The 21,723-nt window shown below is 67.5% G+C and carries 18 protein-coding genes; 9 read left to right on the forward strand and 9 right to left on the reverse strand.

Going from position 1 to position 21,723, the window contains the following annotated elements; translation table 11 throughout:
* The first annotated feature begins 8 nt into the window (after positions 1 to 8).
* The 4 genes from AC3FOF_RS11535 (at position 9) to AC3FOF_RS11550 (ending at position 5,477) form a co-directional block, all read left to right on the forward strand.
* Entirely contained in the window at positions 9 to 1,058 is a 1,050-nt protein-coding gene (locus tag AC3FOF_RS11535; protein ID WP_017228861.1) for an Ldh family oxidoreductase, read from the forward strand.
* A gap of 174 nt (positions 1,059 to 1,232) precedes the next feature.
* Positions 1,233 to 1,673: a hypothetical protein gene (locus tag AC3FOF_RS11540; RefSeq protein WP_276266712.1), complete on the forward strand. Its 441-nt coding sequence runs from the start codon at positions 1,233 to 1,235 to the stop codon at positions 1,671 to 1,673.
* 12 nt (positions 1,674 to 1,685) lie between these two features.
* Positions 1,686 to 4,736: a DUF4132 domain-containing protein gene (locus AC3FOF_RS11545; RefSeq protein WP_276266711.1), complete on the forward strand. Its 3,051-nt coding sequence runs from the start codon at positions 1,686 to 1,688 to the stop codon at positions 4,734 to 4,736.
* 45 nt (positions 4,737 to 4,781) lie between these two features.
* Positions 4,782 to 5,477: a transglycosylase domain-containing protein gene (locus AC3FOF_RS11550; RefSeq protein WP_017225998.1), complete on the forward strand. Its 696-nt coding sequence runs from the start codon at positions 4,782 to 4,784 to the stop codon at positions 5,475 to 5,477.
* Positions 5,478 to 5,569: 92 nt separating this feature from the next.
* On the opposite strand, the gene AC3FOF_RS11555 is transcribed toward AC3FOF_RS11550, so the two are convergent.
* From AC3FOF_RS11555 to AC3FOF_RS11575, 5 genes are all read right to left on the reverse strand, one after another.
* Complete coding sequence (locus AC3FOF_RS11555) at positions 5,570 to 5,797, reverse strand: formate dehydrogenase subunit delta (RefSeq protein ID WP_017225997.1); 228 nt, start codon at positions 5,795 to 5,797, stop codon at positions 5,570 to 5,572.
* Complete coding sequence (gene fdhD, locus AC3FOF_RS11560) at positions 5,794 to 6,663, reverse strand: formate dehydrogenase accessory sulfurtransferase FdhD (protein ID WP_488726650.1); 870 nt, start codon at positions 6,661 to 6,663, stop codon at positions 5,794 to 5,796. Before fdhD ends, AC3FOF_RS11555 begins: the two co-directional genes overlap by 4 nt.
* Positions 6,660 to 9,515: a formate dehydrogenase subunit alpha gene (gene fdhF / locus AC3FOF_RS11565; protein WP_276266710.1), complete on the reverse strand. Its 2,856-nt coding sequence runs from the start codon at positions 9,513 to 9,515 to the stop codon at positions 6,660 to 6,662. Before fdhF ends, fdhD begins: the two co-directional genes overlap by 4 nt.
* A gap of 71 nt (positions 9,516 to 9,586) precedes the next feature.
* Entirely contained in the window at positions 9,587 to 11,140 is a 1,554-nt protein-coding gene (locus AC3FOF_RS11570; RefSeq protein WP_276266709.1) for a formate dehydrogenase beta subunit, read from the reverse strand.
* Positions 11,137 to 11,646, reverse strand: coding sequence for a formate dehydrogenase subunit gamma (locus AC3FOF_RS11575; protein ID WP_276266708.1), 510 nt, complete (start codon positions 11,644 to 11,646; stop codon positions 11,137 to 11,139). The genes AC3FOF_RS11570 and AC3FOF_RS11575 overlap by 4 nt, the downstream gene beginning before the upstream one ends.
* A gap of 276 nt (positions 11,647 to 11,922) precedes the next feature.
* On the opposite strand from AC3FOF_RS11575, the gene AC3FOF_RS11580 reads away from it, so the two are divergent.
* Positions 11,923 to 13,014, forward strand: coding sequence for a substrate-binding domain-containing protein (locus AC3FOF_RS11580; RefSeq protein ID WP_017227768.1), 1,092 nt, complete (start codon positions 11,923 to 11,925; stop codon positions 13,012 to 13,014).
* A gap of 57 nt (positions 13,015 to 13,071) precedes the next feature.
* Here the strand turns inward: AC3FOF_RS11580 and ppk2 are convergent, their stop codons facing one another.
* The 4 genes from ppk2 to hisN all read right to left on the reverse strand — a co-directional run bounded on the left by ppk2 (position 13,072) and on the right by hisN (position 17,513).
* Positions 13,072 to 13,989, reverse strand: coding sequence for a polyphosphate kinase 2 (ppk2, locus tag AC3FOF_RS11585; protein WP_017227767.1), 918 nt, complete (start codon positions 13,987 to 13,989; stop codon positions 13,072 to 13,074).
* 114 nt (positions 13,990 to 14,103) lie between these two features.
* Positions 14,104 to 15,123: a transporter gene (locus tag AC3FOF_RS11590; protein ID WP_017227766.1), complete on the reverse strand. Its 1,020-nt coding sequence runs from the start codon at positions 15,121 to 15,123 to the stop codon at positions 14,104 to 14,106.
* Between the two features lie 111 nt (positions 15,124 to 15,234).
* Positions 15,235 to 16,488 (reverse strand): Hsp70 family protein, encoded by a 1,254-nt coding sequence (locus AC3FOF_RS11595; protein WP_276266706.1) that lies wholly within the window; start codon positions 16,486 to 16,488, stop codon positions 15,235 to 15,237.
* Positions 16,489 to 16,721: 233 nt separating this feature from the next.
* Positions 16,722 to 17,513, reverse strand: coding sequence for a histidinol-phosphatase (hisN, locus tag AC3FOF_RS11600; RefSeq protein WP_488726651.1), 792 nt, complete (start codon positions 17,511 to 17,513; stop codon positions 16,722 to 16,724).
* A 425-nt stretch (positions 17,514 to 17,938) separates the two neighbouring features.
* Between hisN and AC3FOF_RS11605 the strand changes: the two genes are divergently transcribed.
* The 4 genes from AC3FOF_RS11605 to AC3FOF_RS11620 all read left to right on the forward strand — a co-directional run bounded on the left by AC3FOF_RS11605 (position 17,939) and on the right by AC3FOF_RS11620 (position 21,607).
* Entirely contained in the window at positions 17,939 to 18,577 is a 639-nt protein-coding gene (locus tag AC3FOF_RS11605) for a cytochrome b/b6 domain-containing protein (RefSeq protein ID WP_035812845.1), read from the forward strand.
* 51 nt (positions 18,578 to 18,628) lie between these two features.
* Positions 18,629 to 19,402: a molybdopterin-dependent oxidoreductase gene (locus AC3FOF_RS11610; protein ID WP_017227762.1), complete on the forward strand. Its 774-nt coding sequence runs from the start codon at positions 18,629 to 18,631 to the stop codon at positions 19,400 to 19,402.
* Between the two features lie 66 nt (positions 19,403 to 19,468).
* Positions 19,469 to 19,747: a pentapeptide MXKDX repeat protein gene (locus AC3FOF_RS11615; RefSeq protein WP_488726652.1), complete on the forward strand. Its 279-nt coding sequence runs from the start codon at positions 19,469 to 19,471 to the stop codon at positions 19,745 to 19,747.
* A 357-nt stretch (positions 19,748 to 20,104) separates the two neighbouring features.
* A complete protein-coding gene (locus tag AC3FOF_RS11620; RefSeq protein ID WP_276266703.1) occupies positions 20,105 to 21,607 on the forward strand; it encodes a tripartite tricarboxylate transporter permease in 1,503 nt (500 codons plus the stop codon).
* Positions 21,608 to 21,723: the final 116 nt, after the last annotated feature.

Here is a 21,723-nt window from a genome sequence, read left to right on the forward strand (position 1 = left end):
CACGCATCATGCACATCACACTGCAAGCCGCCACCCAACTGGCGCGCGACCTGCTGGCCGCGCAGGGCGTACCCGCCGACATCGCCAACGACGTGGCCGAACACCTGGTCGAGGCCGATCGCTGCGGCTATGCCAGCCACGGCCTGTCGATCCTGCCAAATTACCGGCGCTCGCTTGCCACCGGCAACGTCAATCCCGCCGGCCGCGCCGAATGCGTGCTCGACCGCGATAGCCTGCTGGTGTTCGACGGCAACGGCGGCTTCGGCCAGCACGTCGGCAAGACCGTCATCGAGACCGCCATCGAGCGGGTGCGCCGGCACGGCCACTGCATCGTCACGCTGCGCCGCTCGCACCATCTCGGCCGCATGGGGCACTTCGGCGAGATGGTGGCCAAAGAAGGCTATGTACTGCTGAGCTTCACCAATGTGATCAACCGCGCGCCCGCGGTGGCGCCCTATGGCGGCCGCGCCGCGCGGCTGACCACCAACCCGCTATGCTTCGCCGGGCCGATGCCGAACGGCAGGCCGCCGCTGGTGGTGGACATCGCCACCAGCGCGATCGCCATCAACAAGGCGCGCGTGCTGGCCGAGAAAGGCGAGCCGGCGCCGGAGCACAGCATCATCGACGCCGACGGCAATCCCACCACCGATGCCGCCACCATGTTCGGCGAGCGCCCGGGGGCGCTGCTGCCCTTCGGCGGCCACAAGGGCTATGCGCTAGGGGTGGTGGCCGAGTTGCTGGCCGGCGTGCTGTCGGGCGGCGGCACCATCCAGCCGGAGAACCCGCGCGGCGGCGTGGCCACCAACAATATGTTCGCGGTGCTGATGAACCCGGCGCTCGACCTGGGGCTGAGCTGGCAGAGCGCCGAGGTGGAAGCCTTCGTCAACTACCTGCACGACACCCCGCCCGCGCCGGGCTTCGATGGCGTGCAATACCCGGGTGAGTTCGAAGCCGCCAACCGCGCGCTCGCCACCACCCATCTGGAGGTCAATCCAGCCATCTGGCGCAACCTGGCGGCGCTGGCGCAGGAACTTGGCGTAGCGCTGCCAGCGGCCTGACCCGGCGTGCCCTGCGCCGGACCTGCCCGTGGTCCGGCGCAGGCTTCCCCCACGGTGCAGGCCATTTTTGATACGCTAGCCACTTTGGCCATTTCTGCCATTTGGCTGGCGGCAGTGCTCCCCTGCGCTTCCGGCCCGGCTATCCACCCACCCACGTCGGAGACCGGCTTGCCGATGCAGCATATTGAAATCCAGTTCGCCTCCACGCTGGCGAGCGCTTGCCCGTCCGAGCCGCCCATGCGGCTGGCCTACCCCCAGCGCACCCTGACCGTGCGGCAACTGATCGGCGACGTGGTGCGCGAGCAATGCGCGCGCCTGGCGCTACGCGCCGCGATCGGCGCGGCCGAAGCCGCTGCCCGCGTGGCCCGCCAATACCTCACCGACGAAGAGATCGCGCAACTCTCGGCGCACGGACGCGTCGCCTTGCAGGCGGCGGGCTCGCCGGCGGCGCCCGAGCCTGAGGCCGAGGTCGCTTGCGCGCTGGCTGGCTTCGGCAAGCGGCGCTTCCTGCTGACGGTACAAGGGCAGCGCATGCACAGTCTGGACGACACCATCCAGCTGGCGCGGGACACCCAGATCGCTTTCGTGCGGCTGGTGCCGCTGGTGGGGGGCTGAGGCATGGCAGTCATGATGCTTCCCGCCAGCCATTTCGCGCTCGACGGCATCGAGCAGCACTGGCCCGCCCTGGCGCAGGCCACCGCGCATTGGGCTGAACTCGATGCCGCGGCGCAACGCCAGGGCCTGGGCGCGGGCAGCCGCTCGCGCGACTGGGAAAGGCTTGCCTGCGAAGCCCGGGATGGCATCGCCACCCAAAGCGCCCGCGACTGGTACAACCGTCTTGCGGCCGCGCTGCCCGCGCCTGCGCTGCCGCGTTGCCTGGCCCTGCTGATACTGCACCGGCAGCGCTGGCTGCAGCGCTTGTTCCCGGGGTCGGCGCCGGGCGAGGCGGAAATCCTGGCCTGTGTCACGCGCGAACAAGCGCTGTTCCAGGTGGCAAGCAGGCTGGCGGAACAAGTCATGTACGACGCGGCGCTTGCCTCCTCCGGCAAGGAGAACGAGAGCGCCATCGGCGGCGCGCCTCAAACCGCGCCGGATGCGCCACTGCCATGCGAGGAGGCCGATGCGCTGATGCTCTCGCAATTCGCGCTGGCGTTGCTGGGCGATACGCAGACACCGCCAGCCTACCCGACCCATCCTCCACAAGACTGGGAGGACCTTGCGTCGCGGCAGCCGGCCGGCTTGCGCGCGCTGGCCGGCCAGCTCGCGGCCGGCGCGCTTCACCTGGATGCCGACGGCATGTTCCAGCCGGTGCCCGGCCAGGGCCTGGCGTTGCCGGTACAACTGCCCGGCGAGGGCGAGACCGGCCCGGTCGGCGAACTGCCGCCGCTGTCCTGGCTGTACGCGCTGCATGTGCGCGGCCTGCTTGCGCTGGCGCTGCGCGAGGGCTGGATCGGCGCGCACGCGGCCATCCGCCTGTCGCGGCAGAGCGACTACTGCGCACCGTTCCAGTTGCTGTGCCATACGCAGGCCGAACTAGCCGGCATGCGTCACGGCCCCGCGCTGCTGGACACCGTGGCCTATCTTCGCGAGCGGCACACCGCCCTGGCGGAGCAACTGGACCAGGTGCCGGCCCAGACCGAGCATGGCAAGTTCGTCGCCCGGCCGGTCTCGCCGTCCGGTTCCGATCGCTGGGGCTACTCGCCGACGCTGGCCATGGTGGGCAGCGCACCGCTGCTGCGGGCCTGCGCCTGGCTGGCGGGCAATACGTGGGACGGCGTCCCCTTCTGGCGGAAGTTCGCCCATCAGGACTTCCTCGACCTGCGCTGCCTGGATACGCAGGAACAACGCGCGGACGTGGTGGCCGCCCTGCGCCACTGCGGCCCATTGGCGCTCGAGCGCGCGCTGCAGCATTGCAGCGCGGCCGCCGACAGCCTGATCTTCGAGGCACTGGGGCACGCTGCGCTCCTCCCCCTGCTGGCATGGACCCACGGCTACCTGCGCGAGCACAGCGCCGACAGCGAGCCACCGCTCGGTGTGATCGAACCGGCCGCCGTGCTGCCCATCCTGCAGGCGCTGCCCACCCCCGCATGGCACTGGTTCCGCGATGTCTATCTCGCGCACGGCAGCGAGCTTCACGCCCGCGACGAAACCGCCAGGCTGCTGGGCGCCCTCCTTGGCGAGAACGCCGCGGCGCTGGTGAAGTCGGCACTGACCAAGCACGCGCACGTCCCGATCAAGGCCCTGGGACTGCTGCCCTTGCCCGCGGGTGCCGAAGGCGAGGCTGCCTGCATCGAACGCTATGTGCAATTGCAGCAGGTAGGCCAGGAGGCCACCCGCTATGGCGCCCTGCGCCAGGCCAACCAGCGCGCTGCCGCCATCATCGGCCTGCGCAACCTGGCCGTGTCGGCAGGCTACGCCGAACTGGGCGAGCTCGAATGGGCGATGGAAGCGCGGCAAGGCGCGGCGCTGCAAGCCTGGTTTACGCCGCAGGCCATGGGTGGCTACAGCGCCTATATCGACATGGCGGCGGAGCCCGCCGGGCCGGTGGTGATCAACGCCAGGGGCAAGCGCCTGGCGAACGCGCCGGCCGCGTTGAAGAAGGTACCCGAATGGCTGGCGCTCAAGGCGGCCTGGGACGCGCTCAAAGCGCAGCGCCGCCGCTTTGTCCGGGCGCTGGAACACCGGCTGGTGGCGCAGACCCCGATGAGCCCGGCGCAGGCCGGCGAGGCGCTGCGGCATCCGCTGATGGCGGACCTGGTGGCACGGCTGGTATGGCAGGACGAAAGCGGCCGGCAGGGCCTGCTGAGCGCGCAAGGCCTGGAAGGCCCGGACGACGCGCAGCCGCCGCATGGCGCCTTGCGGCTGGTGCATCCCCATGGCTGGCTGGCGGCGGGCGTGCTGGCGCAATGGCAGGCATGGGCCGTGGCGCGCGGGCTGGTGCAGCCGGTCAAGCAGGTATTCCGCGAGCTGTACGTACCCACCCCGGCCGAGCGCGAGGCCGGCTACGCGTCGGGCCGCTACGCCGGCAGGCGCGCACGCACGGTGCCCGCTCAGGGCATATTCAAGACGCGCAACTGGCGGCCGTCAGACGGGGGCGGATGCGCCGAGCATCATCGCCGCTTTGCCGACGGCACGGTGGCGCGTTTCGATTTCGACTTCGACCCGCACTTCTTCACCGAACTGCCGGAGCTCACCACGGGCGCCGTCACCTTCGACCGTGACGGCAGCGCCATCGCCCTGGCCGAGGTCCCGCCCATCGTGTTCTCCGAAACCATGCGCGATCTCGACCTGCTGATCGCGCGGGCCATTGCCGAAGGCGGCGAGCACTACAGCTCGGCCGAATCGCTGGCGGGACGGCGGGCACTGCTGCAGGCGCTGGCGCCCGCGCTGGGAGCGGATCGCATCGAGGTCGACGAGCGCCATGTGCACGTACGGGGCAAGCTGGCCCAATACCGCATCCACCTGGCCAGCGCGCATATCCACCTGGAGCCGGGCGCCTACCTGTGCGTCATCCCGGATGCGCGCGCCGCCGCAGGCAAGCCGCTGCGGCTGCCGTTCGAGGAGGACGATGCGCGGACCGCGGAGATTGTCAGCAAGGTGCTGCTGCTGCTCGACGACGACCAGATCACCGATCCTGCCATCACCGGGCAGATCCGGCAGGGCGCAGGGCAAGACTGAAGGCGGAATCCGGCGCACCAGGTCCTTGGCAATACAATACTGGCCATGAAACGTCTCTGGTCGAATTTCCTCAAGCTGGTGGTCCTGCTGGTGCTGGGCGGCGCCCTGCTCGGCACGCTGGCCGTCCTCGTGGCCCAGCGCCAGTTGCCGACGCTGGACGCGCTCACCGCCTTCCGCCAGTCTCCCGGCTATGTCCCGATCAGCCAGATACCGCCCACGCTCACGCAGGCGGTGGTGGCGATCGAGGACGAGCGCTTCTACCTGCACGACGGTATCGACTACGTCGGCGTGATCCGCGCCGGCGTGGCCAACCTGTCCGACGAGCTGTCCCAGGGCGCCTCCACCATCACCATGCAGGTGGCGCGCAACTTCTTCCTGTCGCGCCAGAAGACCTATACCCGCAAGCTCTACGAGGTGCTGATGGCCTACCGCATCGAGCACGCCATGGGCAAGGACGAGATCCTGGAGCTCTATATGAACAAGATCTACCTTGGGCAGGGCGCCTATGGCTTCGCCGAAGCCGCCGAGACCTACTTCGGCAAGCCGGTGTCCGACCTGACGCTGGCCGAATGCGCGATGCTCGCAGGATTGCCCAAGGCGCCTTCGGCCAATAACCCCGTGGTCAATCCGCGGCGGGCCCGGCAGCGGCAGACGTATATCCTGCGGCGGATGCTGGAACTGGGGAAGATCGACCGGGGGCAGTATGATGCGGCGCTGCTGGAGCCGTTGCGGCTACGCTGACCGCCCGTCCGACACCCCCCGCGGCGTGCGTCCGCGCCGATACCGGAAATGCTGCGGCGCTGGAGACGCGAGTCGCGCCGCATCCTGTCACGTCACTGCAGCAGCGCGCGATGGCGCGACACCGCCTGCAGCACGATCTCGTCCAGGCCGGCATCCTCGCTGCGTTCGTCCAGCCGTGCCAGCAGCGCACGCCGCATGCGCGGCTCCCAGAAACGCTTGATATGCCCGGCGATATCCGCCAGCGCTTCCTCGCGATCGGGCATGGCCTCGAAGAAGGTGCCGATCTGGTTCGCCATCTTGACGAGATTGTCGGAGTTCATGCCTGTTCCGTCCTGCTGTGCAAACGTTGGGGGTGGGAGTAGACCACGTGGCGGCCGGCGCGCACAAAGCCGGCCAGCGTGACGCCGGCATCGAGCGCCAGCCGCACCGCCAGCGCGGTCGGGCCCGAAACGGCGGCCAGCACGCCGACGCCGGCGCTGGCGGTCTTCAGCACCATTTCGTAGCTGGCGCGGCTGGTGACCAGCACGGCGCCGCGCGAGCGGTCTTCGCCGCTGCGCGCCAGCGCCCCGATCAGTTTGTCGAGCGCGTTATGGCGGCCCACGTCTTCGCGCACCAGCGCTACCTGGCCGTCGGCGCGCAGCCAAGCGGCGGCGTGCGTGGAGCCGGTGTGGCGCAGCAGTTCCTGCCGGGTCTGCAACTGCGCGAACGCGGCGTACAGCACTGCGGCGCTGAAGCTGGCGCTGCTGCCCACCGGCGCCGGCGCGCGCATGACCTCCTGCAGCGATTCGGTGCCGCACAACCCGCAGCCGGTGCGGCCCGTCATGGCGCGGCGCCGGTCCTTGAGCGCGGCGAAGGCTTGCGCCGCGATGCGCAGCTTCACCGCAATGCCCTCGGGGCGGACCTCGGTGTCGATCTCATAGACGTCGCGCGGGCTGGCCACCAGCCCTTCGCTCAGGCTGAAGCCCAGCGCGAAGTCTTCAAGATCGGCCGGCGACGCCAGCATCACCGCGTGCGAGATGCCGTTGTACTCGAGCGCGACCGGCACTTCCTCGGCGATCTCGTCGTCCTCCAGCGCCAACTCCCCCAGGCGGCAGCGGCTGACCGCGAAGGTGCTGTGCGTGGGCGGCTCGGCGTCGGTGTCTGGCACCGCAGCGAACCTGGCCATGGCGAGTTCGCAGGCCGTCATGCCGACCCCGCCTCGGCGCTGGCCGCCTGCAGCAGCTGCATCTGCTGGTCGTGGAAATCGCGATACTGGCGCTGCCATTCGGACGGCTGCGCCACCGGCGTCACCTGCACCGCGGTGACCTTGTACTCGGGGCAGTTGGTGGCCCAGTCCGAGTTGTCGGTGGTGATCACGTTGGCGCCGGATTCCGGGAAGTGGAAGGTGGTGTACACCACGCCCGGCTGCATGCGTTCGCTGACGATGGCGCGCAGCACGGTCTCGCCTGCGCGGCTCTGCACGCCGACCCAGTCGCCGTCCTTGATGCCGCGTTCCTCGGCGTCGTGCGGATGGATCTCCAGGCGGTCCTCGTCGTGCCACATCACGTTCTCGGTGCGGCGCGTCTGCGCGCCCACGTTGTACTGCGACAGGATGCGCCCGGTGGTGAGGATCAGCGGGAACTTGCGGTTGACGCGCTCGTTGGTGGGCACGTAGCGGGTGATGATGAACTTGCCCTTGCCGCGCACGAAGGCGTCGATATGCATGGTGGGCGTGCCTTCCGGCGCCGCATCGTTGCACGGCCACTGGATGCTGCCGAGCTCTTCGAGGCGCTGGTAGCTGACGCCGCTGAAGGTGGGCGTGAGGCGCGCGATCTCGTCCATGATCTCGGACGGGTGCTTGTATTCCATCGGATAGCCCAGCGCATTGGACAGCAGCACCGTGGCTTCCCAGTCGGCGTAGCGGGCCTTGGGCGGCATCACCTTGCGCACGCGCGAGATGCGGCGCTCGGCGTTGGTGAAGGTGCCGTCCTTCTCCAGGAAGGACGAGCCCGGCAGGAAGACGTGCGCGTACTTGGCGGTCTCGTTGAGGAAGATGTCCTGCACCACGATGCATTCCATGGCCGACAGCGCAGCCGCCACGTGCTGCGTGTTGGGGTCGGACTGCACGATGTCCTCGCCCTGGCAGTACAGGCCCTTGAAACTGCCCGACAGCGCGGCCTCGAACATATTGGGGATGCGCAGGCCGGGTTCCGGGCTGATCTCCACGTTCCACGCCGATTCGAACAGCCCGCGCGTGGTCGAGTCCGACACATGGCGGTAACCCGGCAGTTCGTGCGGGAAGGAGCCGATATCGCAGGAACCCTGCACATTGTTCTGCCCGCGCAGCGGGTTCACGCCCACGCCTTCGCGGCCGATATTGCCGGTGCACATGGCGAGGTTGGCGATACCCATCACGGTGGTCGAACCCTGCGCATGCTCGGTCACGCCGAGGCCGTAGTAGATCGCCGCGTTGCCACCGGTGGCGTACAGGCGCGCGGCGCCCCGCAACTGGCCGGCCGGAATGCCTGTGATCTCCGCCATGGCTTCAGGCGAATTCTCCGGCAACGAGACGAAGTCGCGCCATTGCTGGAAGGCGCGGTCCTCGCAGCGCTCGGCGATGAAGGCTTCGTTCATCAGGCCTTCGGTGACGATCACGTGCGCCAGCGAGGTCACCACGGCCACATTGGTGCCCGGACGCAATTGCAGGTGGAAATCGGCCCGCACGTGAGGCGATTCGACCAGGTCGATGCGGCGCGGATCGATCACGATCAGCCTGGCGCCGGCGCGCAGCCGCTTCTTCATGCGCGAGGCAAATACCGGATGGCCGTCGGTGGGGTTGGCGCCCATCACCAGGATCACGTCGGCCTTCTCCACCGAGCGGAAGGTCTGCGTGCCGGCCGATTCGCCCAGCGTCTGCTTGAGGCCGTAGCCGGTCGGCGAGTGGCAGACCCGCGCGCAGGTGTCGACGTTGTTGTTGCCGAAGGCGGCACGCACCAGCTTCTGCACCAGGTAGCCTTCCTCGTTGGTACAGCGCGACGACACGATGCCGCCGATCGACTCGCGGCCATGTCCGGCCTGGATACGCTTGAACTCGGAAGCGGCGTAGCCGATGGCTTCTTCCCACGACACTTCGCGCCACGGATCGGTGATCTTCGCGCGGATCATCGGGTTCAGGATGCGGTCCTTGTGGGTGGCGTAGCCCCACGCGAAACGCCCCTTCACGCACGAGTGCCCTTCGTTGGCCTGCCCGTTCTTGTACGGCACCATGCGCACCACTTCATTGCCCTTCATCTCCGCCTTGAAGGCGCAGCCCACGCCGCAGTAGGCGCAGGTGGTGACAGTGCTGTGCTCGGGCTGCCCCATGCGGATGATGGAGGTCTCGGCCAGCGTGGCGGTGGGGCATGCCTGCACGCAGGCGCCGCACGACACGCAGTCGGAATCCATGAAGCTGTCGCCCTGCCCCGCCGTCACGCGCGCATCGAAGCCGCGGCCGCTGATGGTGAGCGCGAAGGTGCCCTGGGTTTCCTCGCAGGCGCGCACGCAGCGGTTGCACACGATGCACTTGGAGGGGTCGTAGGTGAAATACGGGTTGGATTCGTCCTTGGCCTCGGCACGGTGATTGGCGCCGTCGTAGCCGTAGCGCACCTCGCGCAGGCCCACCACGCCGGCCATGTCCTGCAGCTCGCAATTGCCGTTGGTGGGACAGGTCAGGCAGTCCAGCGGATGGTCGGAGATATAGAGCTCCATCACCCCGCGGCGCAGATCGGCCAGCTTGTCGCTCTGCGTCCTGACCTTCATGCCGGTTTCGGCCGGCGTGGTGCACGACGCCGGATAACCGCGGCGCCCTTCGATCTCGACCAGGCACAGGCGGCAGGAGCCGAAGGACTTGAGGCTGTCGGTGGCGCACAGCTTGGGCACGTTGACCCCAGCCTGCACGGCGGCGCGCATGAGCGAGGTGCCGGCCGGCACGGTCACATCGACGCCGTCGATCTCCAGCGTGACCTGCTGCTGCGAATCGCTGGGCGGCGTACCGAAATCGATTTCGTTGCGTGTATTCAAGGCGGACTCCCGCTGCGGCCTCGGGGACCGCGTACTGGTTCAGTGAAGCGCCGGTGGCGCGTGCCCGGCAATCAGGCAGCCTTGGCGGGTGCGGCCACGCCGAAGTCTTCCGGGAATTCGTTCAGCGCCGACAGCACCGGGTACGGCGTCATGCCGCCCATGGCGCACAGCGAGCCGCCCAGCATGGTGTCGCACAGGTCGCGCACCAGCTTCACGTGCTTCACCGGCTGATCGCCGGCGATGATCTTGTCGATCACCTCGACGCCGCGGGTCGAGCCGATCCGGCACGGCGTGCACTTGCCGCAGGACTCGATGGCGCAGAACGCCATGGCATAGCGGGCCTGCTTCGCCATGTCCACGGTGTCGTCGAACACCACGATGCCGCCATGTCCCAGCACCGCGCCGAAGGCGGCGAAGGCTTCGTAGTCCATCGGCGTATCGAGCCGCGACTCCGGCAGGTAAGCGCCCAGCGGCCCGCCCACCTGCACCGCGCGAATGGGGCGGCCGCTGCGCGTGCCCTGGCCGTAATCCTGCAGCAGCTCGCGCAGGGTCACGCCAAAGGCCTTCTCCACCAGCCCTCCCTGCCGCACGTTGCCGGCCAGCTGGAACGGCAGCGTGCCGCGCGAGCGGCCCATGCCGTAGTCGCGGTAGAACGCCGCGCCGCGCGAGAGGATCAGGGGCACGGTGGCCAGCGAGATCACGTTGTTGATGATGGTGGGCTGGCCGAACAGGCCTTCGATCGCCGGCAGCGGCGGCTTGGCGCGCACCACGCCGCGCTTGCCTTCCAGGCTCTCCAGCAGCGCGGTTTCCTCGCCGCACACATAGGCGCCGGCGCCCTTGCGCACCTCCAGGTGGAAGCGCCTGCCGCTGCCGCGAATGTCATCGCCGAGCCAGCCGCCGGCCCGGGCGATGCCGATGGCCGCCTCCAGCATGGCGATGGCGTGCGGATATTCCGAGCGCACGTAGATATAGCCCTGCTGCGCGCCCACCGCGAGGCCGGCGATGGTCATGCCTTCGATCAGCATGAAGGGATCGCCTTCCATCACCATGCGATCCGAGAAGGTGCCGGAATCGCCCTCGTCCGCGTTGCAGACCACGTACTTGACCGGCGCCTCCGCCTTCAGCACCGTCTGCCACTTGATGCCGGTGGGAAAGGCCGCGCCGCCGCGGCCGCGCAGGCCGGAGTCGGTGACTTCCTGCACGATCCGCGCGCCGTCCAGCGCCAGCGCCCGGGTCAGGCCGGCGTAGCCCTGGTGCGCGACGTAGTCATCGAGGGACAGCGGATCGGTGATGCCCATGCGGGCGAAGGTCAGGCGTTCCTGCCTTTTCAGGAAAGGGATTTCCTCGGTAAGGCCGAGGCCGAGGGCGTGCTCGCCGCCAGCCAGGAAGTCAGCGTCGAACAGCGCGGCGACATCCTCCGTGTCCACCGGACCGTAGGCCACGCGCCCCGCGGGAGTCTGCACCTCCACCAGCGGCTCCAGCCAGAACATGCCGCGCGAGCCATTGCGCACCAGCGTCACGCTGGCGCCGCGCGCCGCCGCCTCGCGCGCAATGGCGCGCGCCACCTCGTCGGCGCCCATGGCGAGCGCACTGGAATCGCGGGGAACGAAAACGGTAATGCTCATGCCTCCACCTCCGCCGGCTGATCGCGCGACGCGTCGGCGCAGGCCTTCACCAGGGCATCGAAACGCTGTGGCGTCACGCGGCCAGCCAGTTGCCCGTCGATCGTCACGGCCGGGCCGCAGGCGCACTGGCCCAGGCAATACACCGGCTCCAGCGTGAACCCGCCGTCGGCCGTGGTCTCGTGGAAGGCGCAGCCGAGCGCGCGCTCCGCGTGGGCGGCCAGGGCCTCGCTGCCCACCGCCTGGCAAGCTTCGGCGCGGCAGACCTGGACCACGTGCCGGCCGGGCTTGCTGTCGCGAAAGTGATGGTAGAAGGTGACCACGCCATGCACCTCGGCACGCGACAGGTTGAGCGCGCGGGCGATTTCGGGCAAGGCATCGGCGGGCACGTAGCCGACGGCATCCTGGATCTCGTGCAGGATCGGCAGCAAGGCGCCCGGCATATCGCGGCGCGCGGCAACGATGCGCGCGACACGCTCGCGTACGGGTTCAGCAGCGGGTATGGACATCTGGTCTCCTGGTGGCGCAGCGCGGGCCGGCGAGCGAGGCCGGCGGCAGACGGTGTGGCGCATCGGCTTGCGCGTCTTGCCAGGAATGGCTGCGGGGCGCGGCATGCCGTCTTCTGGCAACCGCTTTATATGCTATTTTTTTCATATATTTAGGGGCATCAAACCGGGCACCTCCCCTGATTGACCGCTGTTTCCGCAGGCTTTTCCGGTTTCCGTGCCGCTTTGAGCGGACTATAGGCAGTTGGCCGGATTCGAGCAATATGCTATTTTTCTCATATGATCCGCATCGCAATCCTGCCTCACCTGCAAATTCGCGACGACGGCCCCGACGCCGGGCCGGGGCTCGACGTCTCACGCCTGGTGACCTTGCTCGGCCATATCGAAAGCACCGGCAGCATCAGCCAGTCGGCCCAGGCCGCTGGCTTGTCCTACCGCTATGCCTGGGGCATCCTGCGCGACGCGGAAAGCCTCTTCGGCGGCGCGCTGATCGCCAAGACCCGCGGGCGCGGCAGCGCGCTCTCGCCGCTGGCGCAGCAACTGGTGTGGGCCAGCAAGCGCATAGCCGCGCGGCTCTCGCCCACCCTGGAGAGCCTGGCGTCGGAGCTGGAGATCGAGCTGAAGAAGCTGGTGGACCAGAGCGGCCCCACGCTGCGCCTGCACGCCAGCCATGGCTTCGCGGTGGCGGCGCTGCACGACTTCCTGGATGCGCACCAGGTGCGCCACGACCTGAAGTACTGCGGCAGTCTCGAGGCGGTTGCCGCGCTGGCGCAGGGCGCCTGCGACATTGCCGGCTTCCATGTGCCGATCGGCGAGTTCGAGCAAAGCACGCTGGCCGGCTTCGCCGCCTGGATCCGTCCCGAGAAGCACCTGCTGATCCATCTCGCCGTGCGCTCGCAAGGTATCTTTGTGCGGCCGGGCAATCCGAAGCAGGTCACCACACTGCAGGACCTGTGCCGCGCCGACGTGCGCTTCGTCAACCGCCAGCCCGGCTCCGGCACGCGGCTGCTGCTGGACCTGATCCTGGCGGCGCGCGGCATCGACAGCAGCCGGATCGAGGGCTACAGCAACGGCGAGTTCACCCACGCCGCGGTAGCGGCTTATATCGGCAGCGGCATGGCGGATGCGGGATTTGGCGTGGAAACCGCGGCGCGGCGCTTCGGCCTGGATTTCGTGCCGGTGCTCAAGGAGCGCTATTTCTTCGCGATCGAGCGCGAGCGCCTGCAAAGCCCGGCGCTGGCCGGCGCCGTGGCCGCACTGCGCAGCGGCAGTTTCCGGCAGGTGGTGGACGCACTGCCAGGCTACGACGGCAGCCTGACAGGAACGGTGCTGACGCTGGAAGAGGCGTTTCCGGAAGACGCGGGCGGCTAGGATGATCCACCAGCGCGATGGCTCCTGCTGCGATGCGTCCGGCCCGGACGATCGGTCTCAGTAGACTTCCGGCACGATCATATTGTCCGGCACCGGCTGGCGCGTGTAGTCGTCGTGCCGTTCGCGCTGCGGCAACACCACGGGCGGCTGGGCGCGCTCTTCGTACGGCATCTGCTGCAGCAGATGATGGATGCAGTTCAGGCGCGCCTTCTTCTTGTCTACCGCCTGCACCACCCACCACGGCGCCTCGGCGATATGGGTGCGCTCCAGCATGACTTCCTTGGCGCGGGTGTAGTCCTCCCAGCGCCGGCGGGATTCGAGATCCATGGGGCTGAGCTTCCACTGCTTGAGAGGGTCATGGATGCGGCTGAGAAAGCGCAGGTGCTGCTCCTCGTCCGAGATCGAGAACCAGTACTTGATGACCTGGATGCCGGAACGCACCAGCATCCGCTCGAACTCGGGCACGGAGCGGAAGAACTCTTCGTACTGGTCGTCGGTGCAAAAACCCATCACGCGCTCCACCCCGGCGCGGTTGTACCAGCTGCGGTCGAACAGCACGATCTCGCCCGCCGCCGGCAGGTGGGAGACATAGCGCTGGAAATACCACTGGGTGCGTTCGCGATCGTTGGGGGCGGGCAACGCGGCCACGCGCGCCACGCGCGGGTTGAGCCGCTGGGTGATGCGCTTGATCACGCCGCCCTTGCCGGCGGCGTCGCGCCCCTCGAACAGGATCACCACCTTGTGGCCGGTCTCCACCACCCAGCTCTGCAGCTTGACGAGCTCGCCCTGCAGACGGAACAGCTCGCGGAAATACTGGCGCCGCGCGGCGCGCTCGGCGTCGTCCAGGCCGCCGCCGGCCTCGCCGAAGAGCGTGTCGACATGGTGGTCTTCCAGCTCCAGTTCGAGCTCTTCGTCATAGTGATCGGCCACCTCGCGGTGGATACGCCGGATCAGCTCATTCTCGTCTGGCCTCATAGCTCACTCCTGTTGGCAACAACGCGCTGCATGGCAGGCTAACAGCAGGAAGTGACGCCAGCGTGACACCCCCGTGCGCAAGCGGGGACGCGCAAGGAACGCCCCGGGGCCACCTCAATAGTCGCCCTGCTTGCGGAAAGCCCAGCGCCCGGCAAGCACGGTAAAGCTGGCCACCAGCACCACCAGCACCCAGAACCCGTGCGGATGGTCCGACAACGGGATGCCGCCCACGTTCATGCCGAAGAAGCCCGCCACGATATTGATCGGCAAGGCCAGCACGGTCACCAGCGTCAGCGTGAACAGCGTGCGGTTGGTCTGCTCGTTGAGCTTGGCGGCGATCTCTTCCTGCAGGAGCTTGATGCGCTCGACCAGCGCCGCAAGGTCGTTCAACACCAGCGAGAACTCTTCGGTCGAATCGCGCAGGTCCTGGATATCCTGCTCCTGCATCCACGCCGGCGGACGGTTGAGCAGGCGGAACAGCGCGCCGGGCTCGGGCGCAAGCAGGCGCTGCAGCCGCACCAGGCCGCGCCGCATCGAGCCCAGTTCGGCGCGGTTGCCGTGCAGGCGCTGCGACAGCAGGCGATCCTCGACCTGGTCCACGGTCGCGCTGGTCTCGCGCACGATGCGCACCAGCACGTCGGCCTGGTCGCGCAGCAAGTGCACCAGCAGCGCCAGTGGCGTGTGGAACAGCTCGCCCTGCCGCACCGACGCCCGCAACTGGTCGACCGAGCGCAAGGGCTTGAGGCGCGCCGTCACCAGGATGCGGCGGTCGGCACAGGCCCACAGCGTGGAGATATCGGTCGTGGTCACGCCGAAGTTGTAGATCACGTCGTTGACGACGGCGAGCAAGGCGATATCGAGCCGCTCGATGCGCGTGGAACGCGAGCCCTGGCGCAATGCCTCGAAGAATCCTTCGGGCAGGTCAAGCTGGCCCTTGAGCCAGCGCTCGCATGCGCTGTGCGACAGATTGAAGTGCAGCCAGAGAAACTCGTCTCCCGGCGGTGGCTGCCTGAGCCACGTGGCCGCGCCGGCGGAATCGATGGGTTGCCCCGGCTCGCCAGGCAGGAAGCGGAAGCCGCTGACCAGGCCAACCGGATCGGAGCCGTAGCTGGCCTCGACGATAGCCGCATGCATGTAGTGCCTCTTTGAAAACGCGAACTCGCGAAATCGGCACATTAGCATGATGGTGTGAAGGCCGGCGCATGGCATGGCATCGCGCGATGCGAGCCACGCTACCCCGATACCTCAGGCAAACTTGCGCCGCGCGTCCAGCGCCAGACCGGAACCGATGCCACCGAACAGATCGCCTTCGATGCGCTGGGCGCCCGGGATCAGTTCGGAGAGCCGCTCGCGCAGCAAGGGCACGCTGCTGGAGCCGCCGGTAAACAGCACGGTGTCGATCGCATCGGCCTGCACGCCCGCGTCGCGCAGCAGGGCCTGCACCGTCTGCTCGGTCTTGCCGACCAGCTTGCCGATGGACTGGTCGAAATCGTCCCGGCTGATCGGCATGGTCTCGCCCGGCGCGATGCGGCCCAGGTCGAGCTGCGTCTGCGGCTCGGCCGACAAGGCAATCTTGGCGGCTTCCACCTGGATGGCAAGCCAGTGGCCGGCGCGCTGCTTGATCAGGCTGATCAGGCGGTCGAGCTTTGCTTTGTCCGCCGCGTCGCGATAGTTGTCCATGACATGCGACCAGGCCTTGCGTGTGTACACCAGGTTGATGGTGTGCCAGCTCGCCAGGTCGAAGTACTGACCCGAGGGCATCGCCTTGCCGTTGCGCAGTTCGCTGCCCAGGCCCAGGAAAGGCATCACGCTGGCCAGGCTGAGGCTCTTGTCGAAATCCGTACCGCCGATATGCACGCCGCCATTGGCGAGGATGTCGCCGCGGCGGTCGGTCTTGCCGGCACGCTGCGGCGACAGGCGCACCAGCGAGAAGTCCGAGGTACCGCCGCCGATGTCGGCCACCAGCACCAGTTCCTCGCGGGAGATCGTGGCTTCGTAGTCGAAAGCCGCGGCGATCGGCTCATACTGGAATTCGATGTCCTTGAAACCGGCATCCGCGGCGATCTCGCGCAGCGTCTGCTCGGCCAGCTGGTCGGCCTTCGGGTCTTCGTCGATAAAGAATACCGGGCGGCCCATCACCACCTTGTCGAAACCCGCGCCCGCGGAGGCCTCGGCACGCTGCTTGAGTTCGCCGATGAAATGCGAAAGCAGCTTGCGGAACGGCATGGCCTGGCCCATCACCTCAGTGCTGTCTTCCATCATGGAGGTACCCAGCAGGCTCTTGAGCGAGCGCATCAGCCGGCCTTCATAGCCCGCCAGGTAGTCCTGGAGCGCGGCGCGGCCATAGCTGACCAGCGGGTCCTCCGCATGGAAAAAAATCACCGAAGGCAGCGTCAGCTTGCCATCTTCCAGCGGCAACAACGTAGGTTGTCCCGGGCGGCACCAGCCAACCGTGGAATTGGACGTGCCGAAATCGAGGCCGCATGCGTTTGACATCATGTTTCTTGTTTCTTCCCTACCGGCTACTGCAAAAGTTAAGTCCGGGCCATGCCAGGCCTTTTCCTTTTCCCACGGGATGCGCCATTGCCGGCCGCGCGCGGGACATGGCCTGCGCGCGTAATACCTCGATACCTGGGAAAAGCGCCTTGCACCCCGGACGCTGCGGCCAGCATCATAGCAAGCCCGGCGCGGGCAACGCTCGCCCCGACCTCCGGACGGCAGCCCCGGTGTGCTCAGGCCGGCGCTTTCAGCAGCGCAAGTATCTGCGCATGCAGCCGCTTGTCGCCACAGGCGACCACGGTACCGCCCTGTTGCGCGTCGCCGCCGCTCCAGCTGGTCATGATGCCGCCGGCGCCCTCGACGATGGGAATCAGCGCCTGCACGTCATAGGCCTTCAACCCAGCCTCCACCACCGCGTCGACATGGCCCGCGGCGACCATGCAATAGGCATAGCAGTCGCCGCCATAGCGCTGCATCCTGGCGCCGTCCGCCACGCGGCGGAACGCCGCCCATTGCGCCTCGTCCTCGAACATCTCCGGCGTGGTGCACATCAGCTTGGCCTGCGCCAGGTCTTCGCACGGCCGCGTGCGCAAGGGCTGGCCATTGAGCCAGGCTTGCCGGCCATCGCCACTGAAGCGCTCGCGCGTGAACGGCTGGTCCATCACGCCGAGCACCGGGCGCTGGCCGTCGTTGAGCGCGATCAGCGTGCCCCATAGCGGCAGTCCGGTGATGAAGGCACGGGTGCCGTCGATCGGATCGAGCACCCAGGTCAGCGGTGAACTGCCGGCCACCCGGTCTTCCTCCTCGCCCAGGATGCCGTGCTCCGGATAGCGGGCAAGGATCAGGTCGCGCATGGCGCGCTCGGCGGCCCTGTCAGCCTCGGTGACGGGGTCGAAGCGGCGGCCGCCCTTGTCCGCGACCGCCGGGGCGCTGCGGAAGTACGGCAGGCTGGCGCTGCCGGCCGCCTGTGCGAGATGCCCGGCGAAATCCATGTATTCGGTGAGTTGCTCGGCGGTCAGAGGCATGCGCGGATCCTGGTTCCGTGGGTTGTGTCCTGAGGCGGGGAAAATGACGGCGCCCTCGACGCCTGCCTGTGTCGACAGGCGGCTCGGGGCGAGGCAGGCGGGGGGCGCCCCCCTGCACGCCTGCATTGTAGCGGCCCCGGCGTGGGTCCGGCCGGCCGGGGGCCATCGCCGCCGATTCACTTTGGCGTCTTGCCGGCGGGGTGCTAATGTCAAGGCACGGGTAGCCGTTCATGCGTCGCCCAACAGTCCGTTCCATTTCTCGCCGAGCTCGCTGAGTGACGCCGGGGGTACCCGTTGCCGATGTGCTCGCGAGCCTGGAAAGAATTCTCCAGTTCGCATGTAAGTTCGTGCCACCGCCGTCGACAAAGGCACATGAAACGGTTGCGCAGTACCTGCGACCACCAACGCGACATTGGAGAAAGACGGTGGATACTGCTTCCCAGCTACCGCGGCCCGCCCCGGGCCGCCACGAACGTGCGTCAGCACCTATCCAGCCGGCATGGGTACGCGTGACGCACTGGCTCAACGCCATCGCCGTCATCCTGATGGTGTTGAGCGGCTGGCGCATCTATGACGCGTCGCCGCTGTTCGGCCTGCGCTTTCCCAGCGCCATCACGCTGGGCGGGTGGCTGGGCGGCGCGCTGCAATGGCACTTTGCGGCAATGTGGCTGCTGGTGGCCAACGGGCTGTTCTACCTGCTGATGAACGCACTGACCGGCCGGTTCCGCCGGCGCTTCCTGCCGCTGTCGGTGCCGGCCGCCCTGCGCGACGTTGCCGCGGCGCTGCGCGGACGCCTCGCGCATCCTGACCTGTCCGAATACAACGCGGCGCAGAAGGCCATGTACCTGGGCGTGGTGCTGGTCATCGTGCTGACCGTGCTGTCCGGGCTGGCAATCTGGAAATCAGTGCAGTTCCCGCTGCTGCGCGACCTGATGGGTGGCTATGACGCCGCACGCTGGGTTCACTTCCTGTGCATGAGCGCCATCGTGCTGTTCACCGTGGTCCATGTGGCAATGGTGGCGCTGGTGCCGCGCACCTTGCTGATCATGCTGCGCGGCCGCTAAGCGCCAACCCGCCCGATTCACAGCCACCAAACCGCGCCGCGGAGACTCGCCATGAACAAACCCGGATCCATCGTCCAACTGGATCGCCGCCTGATCCTGCGCGACGCCGTGCGCGAACTCGACATGCCTTCGCGCCGCCTGTTCGCCAAGCGCGCCATCACGCTCGGCGGCCTGTCGATGCTGACCGGCTGCAGCCTGACCGACAACGACTCGGTGGAGCGCTTCCTGATGGCGGTGTCGCGCTTCAACGACCGCGTGCAGGGCGCGCTGTTCGATCCCAAGCGGCTGGCACCGACTTACGATGAGTCCCGGATGACCCGCCCCTTCCCGTTCAATGCCTTCTACGGCGAGGACGAGGTGCCCGAGGTCGACGCCAGCAGTTTCCGCCTGGAAGTCGGCGGCATGGTGGCCAGCAAGGCTTCCTGGACGCTCGATCAGCTCTATGCCCTGCCGCAGACCTCCCAGGTTACCCGCCATATCTGCGTGGAGGGCTGGAGCGCCATCGGCAAGTGGGGCGGCACACCCTTCTCCGAGTTCCTGCATCGCGTGGGTGCCGACACCAGCGCGAAGTATGTGGGTTTTCGCTGCGCCGACGATTACTACACCAGCATCGACATGCCCACCGCGCTGCATCCGCAGACGCTGCTCACCTTTACCTACGACGGGGAAACGCTGCCGCCCAAGTACGGCTTTCCCATGAAGCTGCGCATGCCGACCAAGCTCGGCTACAAGAATCCCAAGCACATCATGGCGCTTTACGTCACCAACAAGTACCCCGGCGGTTACTGGGAAGACCAGGGGTACAACTGGTTCGGCGGATCCTGATCCGCCTGAAATTGGCCGGCATGGTGCCGGCTCGCACGCTGACTATCACCCCCCAAGGAGAACTCCATGAACAAACTGTTTGCAGGCCTGCTCTCGACCGCGGTCCTTCTTACCGGCCACGCTTTCGCCCAGGATGCCATGAAGAAGGACGCCATGAGCAATGACAGCAGCATGGCCAAAGACACCATGGGCAAGGATGCCATGGGCAAGGACACGATGAGCAAGGACAAGATGAAGAAGAGCCACGACAAGATGAGCAAGGACAAGAACGCCATGGGTAAGGACTCCATGGGCAAGGACGCGATGGGTAAGGACACGATGGGCAAGGACACCATGAAGCCGTAAGGCTGCTTCCCTGCCGGCCGTCTTTCGCGGCAGGCGATATGCCGGCGCCCCGCCTTTCGTGCGGGGCGTTGCTTTTCCGGCATGCCCGGCGTATCGGGACATACCCGAAAGCGCCACCACTGAAAGGCGGATGAAAGCACCTGAGCCTACTGTGCCTGGTAAGCCATTGGGGCCGCCTGCACGCGCGCCCGCTGTCGATGACGATCTGTGGCGGAACCCCGCGCGGCGGTGCAAGACGCGCCCGGATTCGCCGGTTCGCGCACATTCGCACAAGAATCGAGCGCGGCCTGGTCTGCGGCATCGGCCCTCCGGCCGGTACGCCGGCCAGGTTTCACTGCAGGCGAGGGAGACAGCCTCATGGAACTATTCGAACACCTGGCGCTTGGATTCTCCACGGCGCTGACCCTGCAGAACCTTGCCTACTGCTTCCTCGGCTGCGTGCTTGGCACGCTGATCGGCGTGCTGCCGGGCATCGGGCCGCTCGCCACCATCGCCATGCTGCTGCCGGTGACCTACACGCTGCCGCCGGTGGCCGCGCTCATCATGCTGGCCGGCATCTACTACGGCGCGCAGTACGGCGGCTCCACCACCGCCATCCTGGTCAACCTGCCGGGTGAATCGTCGTCGGTGGTCACTACCATCGATGGCTACCAGATGGCGCGGCGAGGACGAGCGGGGGTGGCATTGGCGACCGCCGGCCTGGGCTCGTTCTTCGCCGGCTGCGTGTCCACGCTGATCCTGGCCGCCTTCGCCACGCCGCTGTCGGAACTGGCCTTCAAGTTCGGTCCCGCCGAGTATTTCTCGCTGATGTGCCTGGGCCTGATCGGCGCCGTGGTGCTGGCATCCGGTTCGCTCCCGAAGGCGGTGTCGATGATCGTGCTCGGGCTGCTGCTGGGCCTGGTCGGTACCGACGTGAACTCGGGCGCCGCGCGCTTCTCCTTCGATGTGCCCGAACTCACCGATGGCGTCGATTTTGTCGCACTGGCCATGGGCATGTTCGGCTTCGCCGAGATCGTCGCCAACCTGGAACAGAAGGAAAACCGCGAGACCTTCACCGATCACGTCACCAACCTGTGGCCCTCCAGGGCGGACTTCAAACGGATGGCGCCGGCAGTGCTGCGCGGCACCGCGCTAGGCTCGATCCTGGGCATCCTGCCTGGCGGCGGCGCGGCGCTGGCCTCCTTCGCGGCCTACTCGCTGGAAAAGAAGACCTCGAAGTACTCGCATGAATTCGGCAAGGGCGCCATCGAAGGCGTGGCCGGTCCGGAATCGGCCAACAACGCCGCCGCGCAGACCTCCTTCATCCCGCTGCTGACGCTGGGCATTCCGCCCAACGCCGTGATGGCGCTGATGGTGGGCGCGATGACCATCCACAACATCCAGCCGGGCCCGCAGGTCATGACCAGCAACCCCGCGCTGTTCTGGGGCCTGATCGCCTCGATGTGGATCGGCAACCTGATGCTGATCATCCTGAACCTGCCGCTGATCGGGATCTGGGTGAAGCTGCTGCAAGTGCCCTATCGCTACCTGTACCCGGCCATCCTGGTGTTCTGCTGCATCGGTGTCTTCTCCGTCAACAACCAGACCTTCGACGTCTTCACCGCGGCTGCCTTCGGCGTGGTCGGCTACCTGTTCATCAAGCTCAAGTGCGAGCCGGCGCCGCTGCTGCTGGGTTTCGTGCTGGGGCCGATGATGGAAGAGAACTTCCGCCGCGCGCTGTTGCTGTCGCGTGGGACGTTCACTGTCTTCCTGACCCGCCCGCTGTCGCTCGGCCTGCTGATCGCCGCCGCCGCGCTGGTCGCCGTTGTCGCGCTGCCGTCGATCAAGGCCAAGCGCGAAGAAGCCTTCCAGGAGGAATGAGGAACGATGTGGCCCCTGTGGTGCCCGTCATGCCCGATCGGTAACAGCGCTAGGGAAAGGGCAGGCGAAAGCCTACACTCCCAGCGTGCCGGTCCGGCACTGACGGACACTCACAG

The sequence above is a fragment of the Cupriavidus sp. 96C5-1 genome (assembly GCF_057798855.1).

Excerpts from the sequence above, each read along its gene's own strand:
- AC3FOF_RS11535 (WP_017228861.1), top strand. The coding sequence starts at position 9 with ATGCACATCACACTGCAAGCCGCCACCCAACTGGCGCGCGACCTGCTG.
- AC3FOF_RS11540 (WP_276266712.1), top strand. The coding sequence starts at position 1,233 with ATGCAGCATATTGAAATCCAGTTCGCCTCCACGCTGGCGAGCGCTTGC.
- AC3FOF_RS11545 (WP_276266711.1), top strand. The coding sequence starts at position 1,686 with ATGATGCTTCCCGCCAGCCATTTCGCGCTCGACGGCATCGAGCAGCAC.
- AC3FOF_RS11550 (WP_017225998.1), top strand. The coding sequence starts at position 4,782 with ATGAAACGTCTCTGGTCGAATTTCCTCAAGCTGGTGGTCCTGCTGGTG.
- AC3FOF_RS11555 (WP_017225997.1), bottom strand. The coding sequence starts at position 5,797 with ATGAACTCCGACAATCTCGTCAAGATGGCGAACCAGATCGGCACCTTC.
- fdhD (WP_488726650.1), bottom strand. The coding sequence starts at position 6,663 with ATGACGGCCTGCGAACTCGCCATGGCCAGGTTCGCTGCGGTGCCAGAC.
- AC3FOF_RS11570 (WP_276266709.1), bottom strand. The coding sequence starts at position 11,140 with ATGAGCATTACCGTTTTCGTTCCCCGCGATTCCAGTGCGCTCGCCATG.
- AC3FOF_RS11575 (WP_276266708.1), bottom strand. The coding sequence starts at position 11,646 with ATGTCCATACCCGCTGCTGAACCCGTACGCGAGCGTGTCGCGCGCATC.
- AC3FOF_RS11580 (WP_017227768.1), top strand. The coding sequence starts at position 11,923 with ATGATCCGCATCGCAATCCTGCCTCACCTGCAAATTCGCGACGACGGC.
- ppk2 (WP_017227767.1), bottom strand. The coding sequence starts at position 13,989 with ATGAGGCCAGACGAGAATGAGCTGATCCGGCGTATCCACCGCGAGGTG.
- AC3FOF_RS11590 (WP_017227766.1), bottom strand. The coding sequence starts at position 15,123 with ATGCATGCGGCTATCGTCGAGGCCAGCTACGGCTCCGATCCGGTTGGC.
- AC3FOF_RS11595 (WP_276266706.1), bottom strand. The coding sequence starts at position 16,488 with ATGATGTCAAACGCATGCGGCCTCGATTTCGGCACGTCCAATTCCACG.
- hisN (WP_488726651.1), bottom strand. The coding sequence starts at position 17,513 with ATGCCTCTGACCGCCGAGCAACTCACCGAATACATGGATTTCGCCGGG.
- AC3FOF_RS11610 (WP_017227762.1), top strand. The coding sequence starts at position 18,629 with ATGAACAAACCCGGATCCATCGTCCAACTGGATCGCCGCCTGATCCTG.
- AC3FOF_RS11615 (WP_488726652.1), top strand. The coding sequence starts at position 19,469 with ATGAACAAACTGTTTGCAGGCCTGCTCTCGACCGCGGTCCTTCTTACC.
- AC3FOF_RS11620 (WP_276266703.1), top strand. The coding sequence starts at position 20,105 with ATGGAACTATTCGAACACCTGGCGCTTGGATTCTCCACGGCGCTGACC.